Origin of the sequence: Pseudoalteromonas sp. S1610 (genome assembly GCF_005887465.1) — a bacterium.
In the GTDB taxonomy this organism is placed as follows: Bacteria; Pseudomonadota; Gammaproteobacteria; order Enterobacterales; family Alteromonadaceae; genus Pseudoalteromonas; species Pseudoalteromonas undina.
The window spans coordinates 66,943-80,886 of the sequence record NZ_PNDI01000011.1 but is presented as its reverse complement, the minus strand read 5'-3'; the positions used below and the strand labels follow the sequence as shown (position 1 = coordinate 80,886).

The 13,944-nt window shown below is 39.0% G+C and carries 12 protein-coding genes; 2 read left to right on the top strand and 10 right to left on the bottom strand.

Translation table 11 applies throughout. The features are described 5' to 3' along the window. Entirely contained in the window at positions 1-369 is a 369-nt protein-coding gene (locus CWB77_RS06790) for an MAPEG family protein (protein ID WP_054200934.1), read from the bottom strand. A 122-nt stretch (positions 370-491) separates the two neighbouring features. Between CWB77_RS06790 and CWB77_RS06785 the strand changes: the two genes are divergently transcribed. Beyond that, positions 492-1,853, top strand: a complete 1,362-nt coding sequence (locus tag CWB77_RS06785) for a DUF2254 domain-containing protein (protein WP_138622012.1) — start codon at positions 492-494, stop codon at positions 1,851-1,853. Here the strand turns inward: CWB77_RS06785 and CWB77_RS06780 are convergent. The 3 genes from CWB77_RS06780 to ggt all read right to left on the bottom strand — a co-directional run bounded on the left by CWB77_RS06780 (position 1,850) and on the right by ggt (position 6,498). Next, on the bottom strand, positions 1,850-2,560 hold the full coding sequence (locus tag CWB77_RS06780; RefSeq protein ID WP_138622010.1) for an SIMPL domain-containing protein: 711 nt from the start codon (positions 2,558-2,560) through the stop codon (positions 1,850-1,852). The genes CWB77_RS06785 and CWB77_RS06780 overlap by 4 nt on opposite strands. A gap of 107 nt (positions 2,561-2,667) precedes the next feature. Continuing rightward, positions 2,668-4,362, bottom strand: a complete 1,695-nt coding sequence (locus CWB77_RS06775) for an NAD-dependent malic enzyme (protein WP_010389997.1) — start codon at positions 4,360-4,362, stop codon at positions 2,668-2,670. A 357-nt stretch (positions 4,363-4,719) separates the two neighbouring features. Further along, a complete protein-coding gene (gene ggt, locus CWB77_RS06770) occupies positions 4,720-6,498 on the bottom strand; it encodes a gamma-glutamyltransferase (protein WP_138622008.1) in 1,779 nt (592 codons plus the stop codon). Positions 6,499-6,593: 95 nt separating this feature from the next. Here ggt and rrtA point away from each other — a divergent pair, with 95 nt between their 5' ends. Beyond that, positions 6,594-7,181, top strand: a complete 588-nt coding sequence (rrtA, locus tag CWB77_RS06765; protein ID WP_138622006.1) for a rhombosortase — start codon at positions 6,594-6,596, stop codon at positions 7,179-7,181. Positions 7,182-7,224: 43 nt separating this feature from the next. Here rrtA and CWB77_RS06760 read toward each other — a convergent pair whose 3' ends face one another. The 6 genes from CWB77_RS06760 to purE all read right to left on the bottom strand — a co-directional run bounded on the left by CWB77_RS06760 (position 7,225) and on the right by purE (position 13,851). Beyond that, positions 7,225-9,726, bottom strand: a complete 2,502-nt coding sequence (locus CWB77_RS06760; RefSeq protein ID WP_138622004.1) for a S9 family peptidase — start codon at positions 9,724-9,726, stop codon at positions 7,225-7,227. A 105-nt stretch (positions 9,727-9,831) separates the two neighbouring features. Next, entirely contained in the window at positions 9,832-11,001 is a 1,170-nt protein-coding gene (locus tag CWB77_RS06755; RefSeq protein WP_138622002.1) for an endonuclease/exonuclease/phosphatase family protein, read from the bottom strand. Beyond that, entirely contained in the window at positions 11,001-11,930 is a 930-nt protein-coding gene (locus CWB77_RS06750; RefSeq protein ID WP_138622000.1) for a YeiH family protein, read from the bottom strand. Before CWB77_RS06750 ends, CWB77_RS06755 begins: the two co-directional genes overlap by 1 nt. 4 nt (positions 11,931-11,934) lie before the next feature. Beyond that, positions 11,935-12,159, bottom strand: coding sequence for a DUF2798 domain-containing protein (locus CWB77_RS06745; RefSeq protein ID WP_075169227.1), 225 nt, complete (start codon positions 12,157-12,159; stop codon positions 11,935-11,937). Positions 12,160-12,223: 64 nt separating this feature from the next. Continuing rightward, on the bottom strand, positions 12,224-13,366 hold the full coding sequence (locus CWB77_RS06740) for a 5-(carboxyamino)imidazole ribonucleotide synthase (RefSeq protein ID WP_075169226.1): 1,143 nt from the start codon (positions 13,364-13,366) through the stop codon (positions 12,224-12,226). Positions 13,367-13,368: 2 nt separating this feature from the next. Further along, positions 13,369-13,851, bottom strand: coding sequence for a 5-(carboxyamino)imidazole ribonucleotide mutase (purE, locus tag CWB77_RS06735; protein ID WP_008114610.1), 483 nt, complete (start codon positions 13,849-13,851; stop codon positions 13,369-13,371). Positions 13,852-13,944: the final 93 nt, after the last annotated feature.

Genomic DNA, 13,944 nt, shown 5'->3' with positions numbered 1-13,944 from the left:
TTATCGACTTAACAATAAAATTAAGGAACTTACAAAAAGAATAGCAAATGTCATCATCATACTTAATACACGTGCTTTCAAATTGTTAGTTCTAATAGCTGAGCCATGAAGTGCACGGCTTATAAATAGCAAACCGCCAAGTGCATGCATATAATGACTTGCTAAGCCTTGATACTCTAATAAGAACAGTAAAATTAGGCTAATTGGTACATACTCAATAAAATTCCCATGAGCTCGAGTTGCACGTTCAAGCTCAGGATGACTCCCATTACCAAGTGAAATGCCTTCAGCCTTGCGTATTTTTACAACATTAATACTCAGGTAAATATAATATAGTGCCAGTAAAGCCGCATAACTCGATATAATCACAGTATTTTTCCATTAAATTTTTAAGCAATAATAACACATAACTTAAGCTGTAAAATCACTTACTTTAGTATCAAATATGCTAGAGTGATTTATAGATTGGTATCGTAATAAGTAAGGATAATATGTATTTAAGAACAAAAATAACCAATAGCTACCGCGAAATAATTAACAGTATTGGGTTTTATCCCTCTTTATTATCTGTTGCTTTTTTATTTTTTGCTGTGCTGACGATGTCAGTCGAGTACTTAGCCCCTATTGAGAAACTTAAATCACTAATTTCATTTATATTAGTTGATAGCGCAGAAAACGCACGTACCATTTTAAGCACCCTCGCTGGCAGCATTATTTCGTTAACCGTATTTAGCTTTTCTATGGTGATGGTGGTATTAAATTCAGCCAGTGCTAGCTTATCACCTCGAGTTGTTCCTGGGCTCATTACCCGTAAATCACACCAAATGGTTTTAGGTTTTTATTTGGGTAGTATTATTTATTCAATAATAATGCTGATAAATATCAACAAACTCGATAATGGTAATACCGCTATTCCTGCTCTTGGCGTGTTGTTTGCGCTTGTTTTTGGATTAATATCTTTAGGGTTATTTGTATTTTTTATTCATTCTATTTCAAAAGCAATACAAGTAGATAACGTATTAAATGGCTTGTTTAGGCAAACAAAAAAAGAAATTCAAGACATTATCAACATGCAAGACGAAAACCCCGTTGATAACTTTCCCGAGTTTTCAAGCTGGCATTCAATAAACAGTACAACCGAGGGTTACTACAAAGGGGTTCATTCTAATAAATTATGTGCCCTACTAGCAGATGAAAATATTGAGCTGTTTATTACGGTTAAGCAAGGTTATTTTACAGTTAAAGGTTACCCGTTTTTAAAGTGTAATAAGGACATATCTGAGAACGAAGAGTTGATTGAGAAAATTTTAGACTGCTTTATTTTTTATATAGAAGAATACATTAGCGACCATTACCGCTATGGGTTAACACAAATATCAGAAATTGCGGTAAAAGCTATGAGCCCAGGAATAAACGATCCGGGTACTGCCGTTAAATCTATTGATATGTTGAGTATATTATTAATAGAACGACTAAAGATTAATGCAATAAATTATTCATGCTATGAAAAAGATGAGCAACCATTGTTGTACTTTCATGAAACCAGTTTTGATGAACTACTTCATGATAACTTCACCCCTTTACGCAATTATGCAAAAGCCGATGCCTATGTAATGACTAACGTTATTGAAGCATTTAAAAATATTTTATTTATTGCTAATGAGAATGTGGATGCACGAAACAGTGTGTTTAATTATTTAAATGCCATTGTTGATGATATTAATCAGCACATAGTTAACGAATACGATCGTCAAGAGATTAGTAATATGCTGTATGCCATTGTGCGTATTAGTGAGTCACAAGGAAAGCAGTTGGTGGCACGATTTGAGCGCCACCCACCTATAAGCGCTTAATCAATATAATAAATTGCGTAACTTGATGCGCTTATTGTAATTTCACCAGCATGATATGCATCGGGTACATAGTTACTCGGTGCACCATCAGCCATCATTACTTTTTCACTGCGCATGTAAGGTACTGATGGCATATCAAGCGGACTTAAAGACGCACTATATAAGCCTTTCAATTCAACATCAAAATCATCAGTTAACTCTTTTGCCGCTGCTTTAGCTTGTTTAATAGCTAATTTTTGTGCTTTTTTGTGCAGCTCATCATAGTTGCTCGCTAAAAACTGCGTCTGTCTAATTTCATTAATACCGTTATTAACTAAACTTTGTAAAAGCTCAGGGTATTTATTAATCGCAGAGAGTTTAATTGTAAGCGTTCTGGATACTTTAAACCCGGTAAACTCTTGCTTACCTGTTTCGCGGTTATATTGATTATCACGATAGATTGAGATTTGACCAGCATTAATATCTGTATCAGCTACGCCTAGTTTTTTTACTAAACTAATTGCACTGGCCATCGTAGTATCAGTTTGTTTTTTTGCGGCAATTAAGTTTTTATCTATTTCCGTAATACCCACTGTTAATAAAACATGATCTGGCATAGTCGTTACCGATGCTTCACCTTTTACATAGATATGAGGCTCTTCAGGGGCATTAGTTGCATAGGCTGACGTGCTTAGCAAAGCAGCCGTTAAAATCGAAAGTGTTTTCATAGGTCTATCCTTTTAAATTGATTGCCTTAGTTAACACCTTATGTGGTTAATTGCAGATGAACAAGCATAAAAAAACAGGCAAAAGCCTGTTTTTTAGTAATGAAGCATTAAATGCTGCAACGCTTGTAGTTACGATACTTCGGTAACCAGTAGTTTCTGTCGATGGCTGCCCACAGAGCATCATCTGAAATTTCAAGGGCAACGCCCTCTTCAATTGCTTTTTTAGCGACTGCAAATGCAATGCGTTTACTTAGTGTTTCAATTTCTGTTAGCGCAGGTAATAAGCTACCTTTGCCCGTATTAGCTAATGGTGATGACTCTGCCAACATTTCACTCGACATTATTAGCATCGCATCGGTAATACGCGTTGCTTTAGCAGCAATTACACCTAAGCCAATACCTGGGAAAATGTAGCTGTTATTACATTGAGGAATTGGGTAAGTAACGCCGTTATAAACAACAGGCTCAAATGGGCTACCTGTAGCTACAATCGCTTTACCATCAGTCCATTTAATAACATCTTCTGGGTAAGCTTCTACCTGTTTAGATGGATTACTTAACGGGAAAATAATAGGTGCTTCACAGTTTGCGTGCATAGCGCGAATAACTTGCTCAGTGAATAAGCCCGGTTGACCTGATACACCAATTAAAATATCTGGTTCTGCACAGTGCATTACATCTAATAATGACGCGTATTCGCCGCTGTAAGTCCAATCGGCTAGGCAGCTCGTTGGTTGCGCTAACATTTGTTGGAAGTCGCGTAAGCCTTCCATGCCATCAGTTAATAAACCAAAGCGGTCAACCATAAATACTTGGCTGCGAGCTTGTGCTTCACTGATACCTTCGGCCACCATAGTGCTAACAATTTGTTCAGCAATACCACAGCCTGCAGATCCTGCGCCTACAAACACAACTTTTTGAGTCGATAGTTTAGCGCCTTTAACACGACAAGCTGCTAATAAAGACCCCACAGTAACCGATGCAGTACCTTGAATGTCATCATTAAAGCTACAAATTTCATTACGGTAACGCTTTAATAATGGCATAGCATTTGGTTGTGCAAAGTCTTCAAATTGCAGTAACACGCTTGGCCAACGACGCTTAACCGCTTTAATGAATAAATCTAAAAACTCATCGTACTCATCTTGCGCAATACGCTTATGTCGAGCACCCATGTACATTGGGTCGTTTAATAGTTTTTCGTTATTGGTACCTACATCAAGCATAACCGGTAATGTGTACGCTGGGCTAATACCACCACAGGCGGTATATAAAGAGAGCTTACCAATTGGAATACCCATACCGCCAATACCTTGGTCACCTAAACCTAAAATACGTTCGCCATCGGTAACCACGATAACTTTAACTTTACCTTTAGTGGCATTACGTAAAATATCGTCGATTTGGAAACGATCTTCATAAGAAATAAACAAACCACGTGCACTACGATAAATATCAGAAAATTTCTCACAGGCATCACCCACAGTTGGGGTGTAAATAATAGGCATCATTTCTTCAATATGATCACGCACTAAACGATAGTAAAGCGTTTCGTTATTGTCTTGAATAGCGCGTAAATAAATGTGCTTATTTAAATTGTCATTAAAACTTGAGTATTGTTGGTAACAACGCTCAACTTGTTCTTCTATTGTTTCGTAACGAGGAGGAAGTAAACCTGCAAGATTAAAGTTTTCACGTTCTTTTTGGCTAAAAGCACTTCCTTTATTCAATAATGGGGTTTCAATTAGGCCTGGGCCAGAATAAGGAATATAAAGATAATTAGGATCGGTATTTGTAGTCATATTTCCAAGCTTTACTGAATCTTAAATAATGATCTGCCATTATCATTGTTAAAGGCTAAATTGCAATGACATTTAAGCTTGTCAGACCATTGAAAATGTACAAATACAAGCGCTACTTTAGTATAAAGCCACTCATATTTGGTGAATATGTTAGCTGCCTGATGTGGGTTTAAAACGTTAAACGCGCATTAAATAATGTGCGTGCTTTGTTTAATGGTTACAACAGTGCCAATTATGTTTAGGTTTGCTAATTTTTTTACGTTAGTTAACATGCTATTTTCAACCAAATAGTTATTAACTATTAATCTTTTACATTTAAAACAGCAGGCAGCAAACCTGCTGTTTATTATACATGGTTTAAAATTTAAATGAGGCTTTATTATTACTTAAATCAGATAACGCCATCCCTTCTCTGCGCGGATCGGCAGCGCCATACAAACGGTTGTTTTTTACTTCTACCGCATGCAAGCCTGAGTTTAGGTCAATAACACGCACATCATGGCCGCGCTTTTCAAGCTTAGGTACAAGCGCTTCAAGTTCAGTGCCTTTTTCAAGGCTAGTATAATCATTACGATTAGTTGTACGCGGTAAATTAATGGCCTGTTGTGCATTTAAATTCCAATCTAAAACGCCAATAACAACTTGCGCTACATAATCAATAATACGACTCCCACCAGGAGAACCCACTACTAAACGTAAACTGCCATCTTGGTTAAAAACCATCACCGGAGACATTGAGCTGCGCGGACGTTTATGTGCTTCGACCCTGTTAGCCACCAATTTGCCATTTTTACGTGGTGAAAGTGAAAAATCAGTTAGCTGATTATTTAAAATATAACCATTAACCATCACTGTTGAGCCAAACGCCATTTCAATAGAGCTGGTCATTGAAACAGCGTTTCCTTTGCTATCCACAATTGATACATGCGAGGTAGACGGCAGCTCAAAAGAATCATCGTTTGCATAGCTTAAGTGATCAACAGGGTTGCCTGGCAATGCTTTTTGATCTTTTTCAGTAATTAATTTCGCGCGGGTGGCAATATAGTCTTTATTTAATAATTCTTGAGTAGGTACTTGGGTAAAGTCAGGATCGCCGATGTATTTATTACGATCGGCAAACGCAATACGTGACGCTTGGCTAAAGTAATGAATTGCCTCGGCGCTATTGGCTTTAATATTTGCCATGTTTTTGTGTTCAAGCAAGCCTAAAATTTGTAGTACTGAGATACCGCCACTACTAGGCGGCGCCATAGAGCAAACATTATAAACTCGGTATTTTATACAAACGGGTGCACGCTCTTTACTGCTGTAATTAGCAAGATCTTGCTCAGATAATTTACCAGGCGCAATTTTTGACTGTTGTACTGCTTTTACCATAGCTTTGGCATTATCGCCTTTGTAAAAGGCATCTATCCCTTTTGAAGCAATGTCTTTATATAAATTAGCTAATGGCTGATTTTTTTTAATACTGCCGACTTCAATTACTTTGCCATTTGGAAAAAAATACTCATTAATCACCGGCATACTCATTACGCCTGGGTTTAATTGTCTAACCAGTAAACCATGTAACCGAGGCGATACTTCAAATCCTTGCTCAGCAAGTTTAATTGCAGGTTTAAATAAGCTAGCCCAAGGTAAGGAACCGTACTGTTTATGGGCGCTGGCAAATGCATGTAAAATACCGGGTACGCCTACAGAGCGTCCACCTACAACCGCTTCAATCCATTTGACTGCGTTGCCGTGTTTATTTAAAAACAGGTTTTCATCGGCATTACTCGGCGCGGTTTCACGGCCATCAAAGCTGGTGAGTTTATTATTAGCTTTATTGTAATACATCATAAACGTACCACCGCCAATACCTGATGATTGCGGCTCAACTAATGTAAGTACTAATTGGGTGGCAATAGCGGCATCAACCGCACTGCCGCCTTGCGCTAAAATGGCTTTACCTGCTTGTGAAGCATACGGATTAGCGGCGGCTACCATGTACTTATCGCCAGCCACTAATTGCTTATGTACAACACCTGTGGACGCTTCAGGTTCACGTGTTTCAATTGTGCTAGCGTTTTGTGCAAACAAAGGAAAAGACAAGGCACTTAGAGTCAGTGCGAATAAACAGTTGAGCTTAAAATTCATAATCACTTAATAAACTTAAATTGCATGGAAGATAATTGGCATCTTAAAGTTAAACAGGCACAATATGCAAAAATAAATATAAAAATGATCCCTAAATGCTTAATTTACCTCTTCAACCGCGCTATGTTTTCCCTCCCTTATGTTTAATCGTATTAAGTTCGCTCTTAGCATGGCTGGGTATAAACAACGAACTTGAATTTAATCGTCAACTGATTGAACAAGGCCAACTGTGGCGTTTGTTTACCAGCCAATTTGTACATGCCAATTGGGCGCACTTAGGGCTGAATTGTGCCGGTATCGCGCTTATTTGGTTATTGCATGGTGAGTACACATCCCCAAGCAGATATAGTTTTAATATTGCCACATTGGCAATTTGGTGTGGCTTAGGTGTTTTTTGGTTTTGCCCCACAATTACAATTTACACAGGGCTTAGTGCAGTTTTGCATGGCGTGATCATTTGGGGAGCCATAAAAGATATCACTGTTGGACTTAAATCGGGTTATGTGTTGTTTATTGGTGTGTGGGTAAAGCTAATCGCTGAACAAATAAATGGCCCTAGTGCTGATATAGGCGCATTGATAAACTCAACGGTGGCTGTTGATGCACATTTAATTGGCGCGATTGGCGGCGCATTGTTGGGCGTTCCTTTAATTATTAAATTCATCAGCAAAAATAAAGAATAAAAAAACGCCACATTGTGGCGTTTTTTTATTAACTTACCGCTATTTATAGTGTTTCTTTAAACAGCTTATAAATTCGACGGTATTCATCTAACCAGCTCGAAGGCTGCACAAAACCATGCGGCTCTACTGGAAAGATTGCTGTTTCAAAGTTTTCTTTCTCAAGCTCGATTAAACGCTGTACTAAACGCACTGAATCTTGAAAGAACACATTATCATCAACCATTGGCGCATTAATTAATAAATGCTTTTTAAGCCCTTCTGCATAGTAAATAGGTGAACTACGTTCATAAGCAATTGGGTCAACATCTGGGTGATTCAAAATGTTAGCTGTATAGCCTGTATTGTAATGTGCCCAATCAGTCACAGGGCGAAGCGCAGCACCTGATTGAAACAAATCTGGCGCGGTAAATAACGCCATAAAGGTCATAAATCCGCCGTATGAACCACCGTAAGTACCAACCGCTTGAGTATCAACGTTGGCATTTTCAGCCATCCATTTTACGCCATCTGCTAAATCTTGTGTTTCAGGTGTTCCCATTTGACGATAAATAGCAGTACGCCAATCTCGGCCATACCCCTTTGATGCTCGGTAATCCATATCCATCACTACGTAACCTTCATCGGCAAGTAATGAATGGAACATAAATTCGCGAAAGTAACCAGACCAACCCATGTGTGAATTTTGCAGGTAACCGGCACCGTGGTTAAAAATAACCGCTTTACGGTTTTTACCTGTTTCACCTTCTTGGTAATCAGCCGGGTAATAAACTTTGGCGTATATTGGCTGATCTGTATGGCTTGAAGGCACAGCAACAATTTTAGGCGCTGTGAGTTTTTTAGCTAAAAACGTCTCAGATACCGTGTTAGTTAAACGAGTTGCGGTTGTGTTTGCTTTAGCCTCAGCCACATAAAGCTCAGTGGGCATTGTGATTTTAGAGTGTCTTAATAATAACTTAGACTGATCTGGGCTTAAGGTATAATCCGTCATGCCATTTAAGTCTGTTACTTGCTCGCTAACACCTGTTTGTGGGTTTACACGGTAAATTTCGTAAAGACCAGGATGCTCAACATTCGCTTTATAGTAAATAGCGTTATTGTCATCAGTGAGGGTTAAATTAGATACTTCAAATTTACCCATGGTTAGCGCAGTCGCTTTACCATCGAGTGGCTTTTTATAAAGCTGGCTATAGCCCGATTCTTCAGATAAATAATACAAGGTAGTGGAATTATTTAACCAACCAAAGTCGTTAAAGGCATAGGCAATCCACGCATCGTCATGTAAACGATGTTGAGAGACAAGTTTGTTATTTTCAAAATCTACAGTGGCTAACCAACGATCTTTGTTATCCCATGCTTCAAGCATAATCGCTACTTGGCTACCATCATCGTTCCAGCTAATAGGTGATTGATTCCAACCCCAGTCTGAAATAACGTTAATACCACGAGGCTGTTTTTTAGATTGATAGGTTTTGCCTTCACGGGCGTAGTTTTCTTTTTTAACCTCAGCAAGTACGTCTTCATCAAAACCAGGTAAAGTATTGAACCCTAATGTGGTTTGGCTTTGATCTGCAAGGTTAATATAAACAAGCTCAGAAGTTTGCTCTTTAGAATCAGCTACGCGACGGCGAACTTTTTTAGGCTCTGTCGTCGCATCATCAGTAATGTAGTTAGGCATAATATCGCCTTCACCGCGCCATGAGCTTTTTTCTTGTACGACTACAATTAACGCATCGCCATTTGGAGAAAGCTCGGCTTCATCAACCGTGTTGCCATCGCCTAAATAATAATGAGTGTTAGCAATTGAGCTGTTACTCGCTTTTACTTGCTCTTTACGCGCATGCTTATCTTGTTTATTTTTGTGCTGCAGTGCAATGTAATCAATAAGCTTATGTTGCTCTTTGGCAATATAAGTTGATGGTTCTTTTACGCCTTGTGGTTTGTCAGCGAGTTTTAAATTGGCTATTTCGCGGGTTAAACCTGTGGTTAAATCTACTTTAAAGAAAATATTACCTTGGCGATACGCTAAGTTACCATCGTTTAAAAACTGTGGTTTTGACTCAGTAGCAGAGCTTTGCGTAATTTGTTTAATTACGCCTGACTTTACGTTTTTGATAAATACGTTACCCTCAAACACATAAGCTTGAAGTGATTTATCGTTAGAAAAAACAGCTTTACTTGAACCAACACGGTGTAATTTTTCTAGTGCCACTTGCTCTGCTGTTTGTGAGTTTACAGCTTGAGTGAATAAATCTCTTAGCTCACTACCTTGCTGCTTACGCGCGTAAATAATGGTACTTGAATCTGCACTCCAAAAAGCGCTTTGTGGCTGGCGTCCAATCCAATCAGGGTGAGCCATCGCTTGTTCAAGGGTAATTTTTGATTCGCCCAAATCTGCGGGCGTGTTTACAACACTAGCAACGGTGGTATTTGTTTGAATAGATGAGTCAGTAGAAGTTGTAGCGGTTGCTGTACAACCCGCTAACATAACACTTGATGCAACAGCGATTGCAACAAGTGTTTTAGAAGATGAGAATTTAAAAATCATAGTGCTTCTTGACGGTTATTATAATTAACCATATTTAAGCAGAAGCACCTTTATAATTGCAATTATTTAAGATAAACAACGCTGATATCGGGGTGAGTAACCCGTTTATTCAACCGTTAAATCAAGCCAGACTAATCGGTGGTCGCTTGATGCATTTCTATCTTTAATTAAACGATATAATTCGCTTTGTTTTTTCGGCCAAAAAACACCACCACCTTTAATGGTTAACCCATAGTTTGAAGGCAAAACGTAATCAACGCGTGCTTGCCAATTAGCGGTATAGTTTTTAGCATAAGCTTGCGGGTATTGCTCTTTTGCGCCCTCACTGGTTGGAATAAAACCGGCGTTAATCAATGGGCTTTTAAGTATTTGATCAGTAGTATTGGTGCGCTTTTTATCACCTTCAGGTGCGGCGTTTAGATCTCCTAAAATCACAAATCGCGATTTTGCTGCAAGCCCACCCTTTTTACCATTATCATCATAAAGGTAACTTTCGTTATTAACGTAATCGGCAATAAGCCTAACTTCATCATGGTTACGAATACCGTTTCTGTCTTCTTCGCCATCAAACACAGGTGGTGTTGGGTGCGACGCTAGCATATGGACTACTTTATCGTTTACTTTTACGGGTATATCCCAAAAAGATTTAGAGCTTAAACGTAAAGTATTCCACTCTTCATCGTTATACCAATTGGTATTAGTTTTTGGGTCAACCGGCATTTGTACATTAGGTAAATCTTTGTGCTTAAAGGTTTGCAGGGTTCTGATGTTGTCAAAATCAATCGGGTAGCGAGATAAAAACGCCATTGCGTAATGGCCTTCAAAAAAACCAAAGCCCTGTGCATCACCCATTACCCCAGTTTTTTTACCGTTATTGTCCAAGTCAAACTCAGTTGCTAAGCCAGTATTAACGGGGGCAATGTAAACGTATGGGTAATCAATTGCTGCTTGATTATTTTGCCCTACATTTAAATAATGGCTTTTAAAATACTCGATACCTTGCTCTTTTGGAATGTAGTCAAACTCATTGAGTAGTACTACATCTGGGCGGACGCGCTGGATTATTTCAGCAATATTTTTAATTTGCTGGTGGTTTGAGCGAAGCGCTTTTACCAATGCATCACTTTTTACTTGTTGATTTTTTGCGGTGTAATTAGTGGCATCCATACTAACATTGAAGGTTGCTACGCGTAGCGATTCAGCCAATACAGGGCTGCTAGAAAAAACAGCAAATAACACACTGCTGATTGCTGTAATACTCAGATTACGTTTCATTATATGAATCCATCTATAATTAATAATAAAATAGTGCTGCTGACTATAACCCACAAAGTAATAGCCATCAAAAATGGCTTTATACCTGCTTGCTTAAGAACCGATAGTGACAAACCGCTGCCAATTAAAAACAGTGTAACCACTAATAATTGCTTAGCTGCACTATTAATAAGTTCCCATGTCGATGAAAACGACGGCATATAAGTATTAATTAATGCGGCTAATAAAAAGCCCACAATAAATAAAGGAATACTCGCCTTTTCATCAGAGCGCATAAACACTCCCGCAACCGCTGTATAAGGAATGATCCACATCGCACGGGTCAATTTTACCGTAGTGGCAATACTCAGTGCCACAGCACCATAAGTAGCCGATGCCCCCACTACGCTGCTAGTATCATGAATGGCTAATGCGGCCCACAAACCAAATTGCTGTTGGGTTAACTCAAAATAGTGCCCAATTGCGGGAAACAACAATAATCCCATGCCATTGAGTAAAAATACAATCCCTAAGGCAACAGCGACTTCGTGATCTCTAGCTTTTATAACCGGTGCCATAGCGGCTATGGCACTGCCACCACAAATAGCGGTACCAAATGAAATTAACACGCCCGTATTACGATTAAGCTTAAAAACTTGGGTTAAAATCTCTCCAAGCCCGATTATGGCAGTAATACTAACAATTGTTAATACTAATGAGCTGCGCCCTACCTCAATTACTTCATTAAAATCAACAGCAAAGCCTAAGCCTACAACGGCAAACTTAAGCATTACTTTACTGGCCTTTTGAGATAACTCAGCAAACGGGTTGCCTAAGGTAATAGCAAATATAGCGCCTAAAACCAATGCACTTCCTGCGCCAATAAAAGGAGTCATACACAGTGCGAGTGAGAGTATAAATGTTGGCTTATGCAATTTAGTGATAATCACTATTTTAAGGCCGAATAAGTTTATTAGTCAGTTTATGGACAACGGGAGCAACAAATATAACTGTAGGAAAGGCAATGCAAAAGGCAAATAACCAGGCTTTAAGCCATATAGCTACAATATTTTCGACCATGCCTACATTAAAAATTGAAATAACAAATGACATAAACCCTGACATGAAAAGTGCCATAAAAAAAGCAAACACAATAGTACGAAACTTTGGGTGGATCATTGAAAAGAAACCTTTAGAAGGTAAAGCGATAAATTGAATTCAACTTACCGCTTAATTTTTTAACTTATAATAGCGATTTGCTAGTAGCTAATACGCCTGGGTAATCCTGCTCTGGCAAGCATGATGTAAGTTCAGCTAGGCGGTTACCTAATTGCTGTAAACTCTCACCCGAAACATTAATATGCCCCATTTTACGACCGGGCTTAACGCCTTTACCATACCAGTGACTGGTTACATCCGCTGTTTTTAAAACCTCATTTGGGATTTTTTCTTGCCCTAAGACGTTGATCATAGCAGTAGGTTGCTTAATTTGCGTATTACCCAAAGGTAACCCTGCAACAGCACGCATATGGTTTTCAAATTGCGAGCAATGAGCACCTTGCTGAGTCCAATGCCCTGAGTTATGCACGCGAGGGGCAATTTCGTTAACTAATAACGTACCTTGAACATCAAAAAACTCTATGGCCAATACACCTACATAATTAAGCTCATTAGCAATACGGGTAAATGCTGAGGTTGCTTGGCTCTCAACTAAACTATTATCTTTACCGGCTAGTGAAAGCGTTAATACACCATTGGTATGTTGGTTTTCAGTAAGTGGATAAATTGCAACGTTACCCTCTTTGTCGCGCACGCCAATAATAGAGACTTCACGATCAAACGGGATCATTTTTTCAGCAATAATTGAATGAGGCGCATGCTCTGTACCTGAGGCAATAAAGTCGGCCATTTCAGACCAAATAGTGTTTATTTCATCATCTGATTTTAAACGCCATTGGCCTTTGCCGTCATACCCTGCTTGGCAGGTTTTTATTACTAACGGTTTGCCTAATGTTTTAACTGCTTGTTCAAGATGCGCTTTTTCAGTAATAAGTTGGTATGGCGCACAAGCTACTTCGGTTTTATCTAACAAGGCTTTTTCAAGCGAACGGTCACCACCGGTTTTTATTGCTTGTTTACCTGGATAAAACTTATTGCTATTACAGCAAAGCGTTAATACATCATCGGGGATATGTTCAAACTCAGCGGTAATCGCATCTGCATCATCGATAGCTTGCTCAAGTGTGGTTGCATAAACTTGGTTGGTTAGCGGGTGCACAATTTGTTGGCTGCCAACATCATAAGCAACCACATTTAAATTAAGCGGTGCGCCAGCAAGGCTCATCATTCGCGCAAGCTGCCCAGCACCTAAAATTAATATAGTCATTATTACTCTGCAGGATTTGGGTTAGCTAGAATAGTGTCGGTTTGCTCTTTACGAAACGCTTCAATTTTGGCAAAAATTTCAGGGTTTTGACAGCCTAATATTTGTGCAGCCAATAAACCGGCATTAGCTGCACCAGGCTCACCAATAGCCAATGTGCCTACAGCAACGCCCTTAGGCATCTGGCAAATAGACAATAATGAATCAACACCATTTAACGCTTTTGACTTAACTGGAACGCCTAAAACAGGCAATGATGTAAACGCTGCAGCCATACCCGGTAAGTGAGCTGCCCCACCTGCGCCTGCAATAATTACTTTAATGCCTCGTTCGCTTGCAGAACTTGCGTAATCAGCAAGTAATTGAGGAGTACGGTGAGCAGAAACCACTTTAGTTTCATAAGCAATACCAAATTTTTCTAGCATCAGCGCAGCGTGTTCCATGGTTGGCCAATCTGATTTAGAACCCATAATAATGCCAACAGTCATAAATACTCCTCAGTAATGTTTTTAAAAAATAGCGGACTTATGTCCGGTTTTATGGCGGGTATTATATACTTAAATACCGCAGTAATGCGACCA

What these genes read in the sequence shown, in the direction of transcription:
- CWB77_RS06785 (WP_138622012.1), top strand. Translation starts at nt 492, where the DNA reads ATGTATTTAAGAACAAAAATAACCAATAGCTACCGCGAAATAATTAAC.
- CWB77_RS06780 (WP_138622010.1), bottom strand. Translation starts at nt 2,560, where the DNA reads ATGAAAACACTTTCGATTTTAACGGCTGCTTTGCTAAGCACGTCAGCC.
- CWB77_RS06775 (WP_010389997.1), bottom strand. Translation starts at nt 4,362, where the DNA reads ATGACTACAAATACCGATCCTAATTATCTTTATATTCCTTATTCTGGC.
- ggt (WP_138622008.1), bottom strand. Translation starts at nt 6,498, where the DNA reads ATGAATTTTAAGCTCAACTGTTTATTCGCACTGACTCTAAGTGCCTTG.
- rrtA (WP_138622006.1), top strand. Translation starts at nt 6,594, where the DNA reads ATGCTTAATTTACCTCTTCAACCGCGCTATGTTTTCCCTCCCTTATGT.
- CWB77_RS06760 (WP_138622004.1), bottom strand. Translation starts at nt 9,726, where the DNA reads ATGATTTTTAAATTCTCATCTTCTAAAACACTTGTTGCAATCGCTGTT.
- CWB77_RS06755 (WP_138622002.1), bottom strand. Translation starts at nt 11,001, where the DNA reads ATGAAACGTAATCTGAGTATTACAGCAATCAGCAGTGTGTTATTTGCT.
- CWB77_RS06745 (WP_075169227.1), bottom strand. Translation starts at nt 12,159, where the DNA reads ATGATCCACCCAAAGTTTCGTACTATTGTGTTTGCTTTTTTTATGGCA.
- CWB77_RS06740 (WP_075169226.1), bottom strand. Translation starts at nt 13,366, where the DNA reads ATGACTATATTAATTTTAGGTGCTGGGCAGCTTGCGCGAATGATGAGC.
- purE (WP_008114610.1), bottom strand. Translation starts at nt 13,851, where the DNA reads ATGACTGTTGGCATTATTATGGGTTCTAAATCAGATTGGCCAACCATG.